The organism is Nonomuraea sp. NPDC004580, assembly GCF_040609855.1.
In the GTDB taxonomy this organism is placed as follows: domain Bacteria; phylum Actinomycetota; class Actinomycetes; order Streptosporangiales; family Streptosporangiaceae; genus Nonomuraea; species Nonomuraea salmonea.
Map to the genome: position 1 here is coordinate 177,388 of NZ_JBEXLH010000009.1, position 6,643 is coordinate 184,030.

The 6,643-nt window shown below is 75.5% G+C and carries 3 protein-coding genes and 1 pseudogene; all 4 read right to left on the reverse strand.

All coding sequences use genetic code 11. The annotated features are described in order from the left end of the window. Window positions 1-87: 87 nt before the first annotated feature. On the reverse strand, window positions 88-1,413 hold the full coding sequence (locus tag ABZW11_RS13210; RefSeq protein WP_355415878.1) for an MFS transporter: 1,326 nt from the start codon (window positions 1,411-1,413) through the stop codon (window positions 88-90). A gap of 560 nt (window positions 1,414-1,973) precedes the next feature. After that, window positions 1,974-2,114: pseudogene (locus tag ABZW11_RS13215) on the reverse strand (ClpX C4-type zinc finger protein); the annotation flags it as partial. Between the two features lie 135 nt (window positions 2,115-2,249). After that, window positions 2,250-4,439, reverse strand: coding sequence for an ABC transporter permease (locus ABZW11_RS13220; protein ID WP_355415880.1), 2,190 nt, complete (start codon window positions 4,437-4,439; stop codon window positions 2,250-2,252). A gap of 49 nt (window positions 4,440-4,488) precedes the next feature. Continuing rightward, window positions 4,489-6,643: FtsX-like permease family protein (locus tag ABZW11_RS13225; RefSeq protein ID WP_355415882.1), on the reverse strand; the 2,155-nt coding region annotated here is incomplete at its 5' end.

Consider the following 6,643-nt stretch of genomic DNA (forward strand, 5'->3'; position numbering starts at 1 on the left):
GACGTCAACGTCAACTGCAAATCGAGCCCAGGAAGGCCCCCATGCGCACTCTGTACGTCGTCACCCACCCGGATGACGACTCATCCCTCAGCTGAGCACATGCTGGGGCAGCCGCCGGATGACCAGGGCGGCGACGATGAGCCCGATGACCGCGAGCCCGGCTGCGGTCACGAACGGGTTCGCCGAGTGCAGGGCCGGGGCGAAGCCGATGCCCACGTAGACCGTCACCCCGGCGGCGCCGCCGAGCTGGTCCACGCCGCGCTGGATCCCGGAGGCGATCCCGGCGTCCTCGTCGGTCGCGCCGCTGACCGCCAGATACTGCAGCCCGATGAGCCCGAAGCCCATCCCGGCGGCGATCAGCACCATCGCCGCGATCAGCCACGGCGCCCCGGCGCCGAGGACGGCGACCAGGGCGATCACGGCCATCGCGCAAGTGGTGCAGCCGAGGCCCGCCAGGACGCACACGCGCGGTCCCCACCTGCCGAGCAGCCGAGGGACGAGCAGGGAGGCCACGACCATGGCGGCCCCCATGGACAGCATCGTGAGCCCGGCCTCCAGCGGGCCGACGCCGCGGACGTCCTGCAGGTAGAACGTGAACAGCAGGAACGACGTGGACAGCGCGCCGCTGAGCAGCGTCGTGGCGACGTTCGCGGTGACCCTGGCGCGGTGGGCGAAGAAGCTCAGCGGTACGAGCGGATGCGGGGAGCGGGCCTCGACCCGTACGAACGCGGCACCGGCCAGGGCCGCGCCGGCCAGCGCCACCACGCTCACCCACGGGCTCGCGCCCGGCTCACCGGCCTGCACCACGCCATAGACGAACAGCAGCGGGCACGCCGTCAGCAGCAGCGCCCCCGGCAGGTCCAGGGGGCCGGGGCGGGCCACCGGCCGATCGGCCTCGACGAGGAGCAGCGCCGCCACGATCACGACCAGGATGACCGGCACCGAGATCAGGAACGTCCACCGCCACCCCAGGTGCGCGGTGATGACCCCCGACAGCACGAACCCGAGCACCAGCCCGCAGCTCGCGACCGCCGCCCACACGCTCAGCGCCCGCGACCTGCGCGGCCCCTCGGGGAACAGCAGGACGACGGTCGCCATCGCGGCCGGCAGCGCGACGGCCTCACCGGCGCCCTGCAGCAGCCGCGCCAGCACGAGAACGGGGAACGACGGGGCGAGCCCCGCCAGCAGGGACGCCGCGCCGAACAGGACGGTGCCGGACAGCAGCACGCGACGGCGGCCCAGCAGGTCGGCCAGCCGGCCGCCGAGCATCAGCAGCCCGCCGCCGGCGATCGTATAGCCGACCACGACCCAGGTCAGGGCGTGCCCGCCGGCGCCGAGGTCCGCGCCGATCGACGGCAGGGCGATGTTGACCACGGTCACGTCGACCGCGAGGAGGAACTGCAGCATGGACATCGCGCACAACACCAGCCATGCGCGCGTGGAGGAAGAGGAAGCCGGGCCTTGCCCGGGTGCGGAAAGCATCAAGCGCTCCGGTGCTCGAAGGTGAATCCGGGCAGCACGAAGGTGCCGCTCGGGACGGATCACGGAGCGACCGGACGTTCTCGAAGGATTTCTGTGACGTGAACGCCCCGCCGCTAGCGGGACGTCCTGGTCACTGCCGCGCAGGCGGCCGAGCACGAAGCGGCTGACATGCCCTGCACCTTACCAGCCCCCTGTGCCGAGGCGGGCGCCCGGCCCCGGCAGGGCGGGGGGACGTGTCAGGCGCCGTCGTCCCGCTGGTCGGCCTGGGGGCGCTTCTCCTCGCCGGCGAAGCGTTCCCAGGCCGACTGGCGGGTGACGCCGAGTGCCGCGCCGATCCTGGCCCAGCTCACGCCTCGATCCCGGAGTTCGGCGACGCGGCGGCGGAGGCTGACGTCGACCTGGGTGCCGACGCGGTCGATCCTGGGCAGGGCGCGCAGGATCTCCTCGTCGGACATGTTCGCCCATTCCGGGAGCTCCGGCTGGGCGGGGCCCACATCGGCGGCCAGGATCTGGTTGCAGGCGGCGACGCATTCGTCGCAGATGTAGATGCCGGGGCCGGCGATGATCTTCTTGACCTCGGCGGCCTCCTTCCCGCAGAAGGAGCAGGTGGGCAGGGGAACAGCGGGGCTCATAGGCCCTCCTTTTGTCAGGGTGACTCTGACACGAACCTTAGCCCGTCAGGACCATCCTGACAACCCGATCATCTCTTCTCGCCCGTTCAGAACGCCACCCACGGGACGAAAGGTTGCACCCGGCCCGGAGATCGCTCAGCCGTCGCCCGCGCGCAGCACCTCGCTCAGCCGCCGACGGCGCCGCACCGCCGCCTCGACGGGCACCACGACAGCGACCGCTGCCAGGAACGTGATCACCACCAGGCCGAGCGCCCACCACGGAGGTGCCGGGGTCACGGCGGCGCCGGTGAGGAGGTGGACGTCGAGCGAGCCGAACGTCAGATGGGCCAGCACAAGCCCGAGCAGCGGGCCGATCACGGCGGCGAACGCCACCGGGGGTAGCAGCTCACCCGCCGCAACCCACCGGGCTTCGCGCGGACGCAGCCCGAGCGTCCGCAGCCGGGTCAGCGTCTGCCACCGTTCCGGCGCACTGGCCGCCGCACCCAGCGCCAGCCCCAGCAGCCCCAGGACCGGCAGCGTCACGCCCACCACCCAGGCCAGGCGCAGCAGCCCCGCGGCCAGCGGCCCCGCCGCGATCCCGTGACCGAGGGCGGCTCCGAGGGTCAGTGCGTACGTCGTCAGAGTCGCGGAGGTCACGAGTGTTGTCAGGGGGAGCACGTGGGTTGCGGCCGCCATAGCTCGGGCGGCTCCGAACACGGCCAGTGGGCGGCGGGAGCGAAGCAGGCGCTTGAGTGCGAAGCGGGTCCCCAAGGGCAGGGCCCGGGCCAGCACGAGCGCGCCCACGCATGCCCCCAATGCCGGGGCGCTGGCAGGTAGCACTCCCCCGCTGATCCCGCGCTGGTAGAGGGCGACGACGCTGCCGGTCGCGGCCAGCAGCACCCCGAGCTCCGCGGCGGCCCGCCGCAGCCGTGCGGTGTCGCGCATCCACCGCCGTGCGCTCCGGTTGGCGGGGACGCGGCGGTCGCGGGTGGCGCGGGCGGCGGTGAGCGTGCCGAACGCCGGTCCGGCGACGACGGCGACGATCACCACCGGCGCGATCCACTCCCAGGAGACCCCGGCCCCTATCAGGCCGGCCCCCGACGCGACGGCGTTCGCTCCGGGCCCTGGCACACCGGCCCCGGGCAGGGCGACCCCGGGCGTGATGACCGCGGCCAAGGTGAGCCCCACCGCCGCGGCGAGCAGCGCCGTCACGGCCGACTCCAGCAGCAGTTCGCCGCCGATGGCCGGGAGGGACATTCCGCGCCGGCGGGCGGCGGCGAGGGGGCGGGCGCGGCGGCGTACCAGGAGGTCGGCGCCGAGGAGCAGGACCAGGGCGGCGACGGTGAGCAGGGTGACGAGCAGCAGGGACGCCTGCGCGAACGCGGCCTCGACCTGCGCGCTCACCTTCCGCAGCACCCCGTCGAGCCGGGTCTCCCACTTCAGCGAGCCGTCCCGCGCGCCGGAGGACCCTGAGGCCGCTTTGAGCGCGACCACCTTGGCGGCGACCGGCGGCACGACGTCCCAGGAGAGGCGGGCCGGGTCGGGGGTGAACCAGGCGGTGCGCCGCAGCTCGTCCGGTCCGAAGGCGAGGCGGGCGTCGGGCAGGGATTCGCGGGACAGCAGCCCGGCGAAGCGGGTGCTTCCCCTTCCGTCCGCCCCGGCCACCGGCTTCAGCAGCGCGGGGGCCGGCCGCCAGGCGGGGTCGGTGCTGTCCGACGGCCGGAAGATGCCGCTGACCTGAACCTTCTTGACGTTCCCCTGGTCGTCGGCGAGCGGGATCTCGGCGCCGGGCCGGAGCTGGAGAGCGGCGGCGTCCGCCTCCGACAGGCCCACCTGCACCGGCCACGGCGGCGCGCCGTAAGGGACGGACGCCGTCTCTGAGCCGGTGGGTTCGGGCGGGCCGCCCGTGATCCAGGTGACGGCGGGGCCGCCCTCGCGGGCGAGGTAGGCGAGCTGGAACGTGCGCAGCACGCTGCCGTCGGTGATTTTGAGGGTGGGGCTGATGACGGTGGCGACGGGCGGGTGCAGGGCGGCGCGCAGGCCGGGCCCGAGCTCGTCGGTGGCCCTGGCGCGGAAGTCGTCCACGCTCTCGGCGAGGCGCGGGTGCCGGATGCGGCTGGCGCTCGGCCCGCCGTCGTCCTCCATCCGGGCGTGCACCCGGAGGTCGCCGCCGTCCCTGCGGACGGCGTCCCGTACGGCGGCATCCGCTGTCGCGCTCAGCAGGGGCGGGATCGCGGCGGCCAGCAACGTGACCACGGCCACCACGACGGCGGCCAGCAGCAACGGCCCGGCATCCGCGCGTGCGCGGCCGGCGACGCTGGGCCAGTGCGGCGCCGGGAGCCTCATGACATCACCCACCACGCGTGCGTGCCGACGATGCCGGGCCGGTGGAGCTTCATGACGCCACCCGCAGGTGGGCGGCGTCGGCGCGACGGGCCTGGATGGTGACCACCATGCCGACCGCCAGGACGCACACGGCCAGCAGCCCGGCGAGCAGGGTGGACTCGGCGGCCCAGGGCCAGACGGGCAGGACTTCGGGTACGGGGGCCGCACCGGTGTCGGAGCGGATCTGGAGAGGGGCGACGAGGTGGGTGGCGAGGGCGCCGACCGCCGCGCCCGCGGCGAGCAGCGGCAGCAGAATCCCGATGTGCTGGGCGAGCAGCACCCTGCGGATCTCGCGCCGGGTCAGCCCCAGCCCGCGCAGCCGCGCCACCTCGAGCGCGCGGGCCCGCAGGTCGAACGTCACGTGCAGGACGATCCCGGCGAGCATCAGCAGGACCGCGGCCGGGACGAGCAGCCGGAGCACGGCAGGGAGGCCCGCCCGGAGCGGGCCGCCGGTGAGCCGGGCCGTCTCGGACGCGCGCGTGGTGGCGCCGGAGGCATCGGCGGCGGGGGCGTGGGCGGCGGGGTGGCCGACCCACCAGGCGTCCACGGGCGCGTCGAAGTCGCCGCGCACGGCCAGGGCTCGGGTGAGGGCGTCGAAGTCGGCCAGGACGGCCGCGGCGCCCGGGGCGGACGGCACGGCCGGAAGCACGTCGGCCACGCGGACCGGTACCGGAGTGAGGCCGACGGTGAGGTCGAGCCGGGAGCCGGGACGGGCGCCCACCTCACCGGCGAACCGGGCGGAGACGGCCACCGGCACCGGCCCTGGGGCGGGGAAGGCGGTGGCGACCAGGCTGGCGGCGTCGGGCGGGCCCTGGAGCGAGACGGTGGTGGTCATCCGCAGCTCCGAGCCCTTGGCCGTGACGGCAGGGTTGGCGAGCTGCCTGGGGATCGGGCCGGCCGAGGTGGCGGTCCACGGTCCTTGCGAGGCGTCGGAGCCCGCCACAGTGACGGTCACGGCGACGCTGCTGTCCGCCGCGGAGGTTTCGTAGAGGGTGTGGCCGGTGCCGACGTTCCCGGTCGCGAGCTCGAACGGCAGCGACACCGCGACCAGCCGGAGCCCTTCGCCGCTCGCACAGTCCGGCAGCGGGTGCGGCTTGCCGTCGAGCGGGATGGGCGGTCCCGTGCAGGGGGTGCGCAGTCCGGTCGGGTCCTGGAGCAGCAGCCGGGGCGTCGTGGTGAGCGGGGTCGAGCCGGTGGCGTTCCCGGTCAGGGAGAGTGCGGCTCCGGCCGGGATGGCGATGCCCGCCACCCGGGACGGCGGTGCGAGGGCGGCGCCCACGGTTCCCCAGGTGCGGCCGTCGTTCAGCCGGCCGCGCAGCAGCGCATCGGCGCGGGTGGCGTCCACGGCGACCAGCCTGGGCGGGTCGCCGGCCCCGCCGAGCCACTGGCCGACGGCGATGCCGCGGTCGGTGGCCGGGCTCACCTCTCCCCCGGTGGCCGTCCCGACCGCCGGGCCCTGGCCGACGGCGGGCGGGGCGGTGAGCGCGAGCGCGAGGTCGGTGCCGACGGCCAGGTCGGCCTGGTCCTGCTGGGAGCGCTGCCAGGTGGCGTCGAACCCGATCCCGTACGTGGCCGCCGCGCACCCCAGCCCCACCAGCAGGCCGGCGGCGACCGCCTGCGGCCTGCGGGCGGCCTCGAACGCGGCCAGCGGCACCAGCAGCCCGCGAGCCCGGCGGGCCAGCCGTTCCACGACGCGCAGGGCGGGCCACACCAGGCGCAACGCCAGCGCGGATCCGGCGATGAGCAGCAGCGCGGGGGCGAGCACCCGTACGGCGTCGATGGGCGAACCCGAACCGGCCGGCTGGTCGCGCAACTGCCACCAGCCGACGGCGGCGAGCGCCACGAGCAGCACGTCGGCGCCTGATCTGGCGAGCAGCTCCCGCCGCCGGCGCAGCGCCGTCGCGGGGGTGCGCAGGGACGGCACGACGAGCACCGCCGCCAGCGCCAGCGCGCCACCGGCGACGGACAGCACCTGGGCGGCGTTCACCCCGAACGGCGTGGCGAGCCCGGCCCCGGACATGGGCGCCAGCCGGGTCAGCGTGGCGTGCAGCGCGGAGGAGGCCGGGATCGCGACCGCGGTGGCGAGCACGGCGAGCGCGCCCGCCTCGGCGACCGCCGCCCCGGCGAGTTGCCTGCGGCCGACGCCGAGCGCGGACAGCAGCGTG

Bases quoted from the DNA above. Each gene is read 5' to 3' on its own strand.
- ABZW11_RS13220 (WP_355415880.1), bottom strand. From the start codon at position 4,439: ATGAGGCTCCCGGCGCCGCACTGGCCCAGCGTCGCCGGCCGCGCACGC.
- ABZW11_RS13210 (WP_355415878.1), bottom strand. From the start codon at position 1,413: ATGTCCATGCTGCAGTTCCTCCTCGCGGTCGACGTGACCGTGGTCAAC.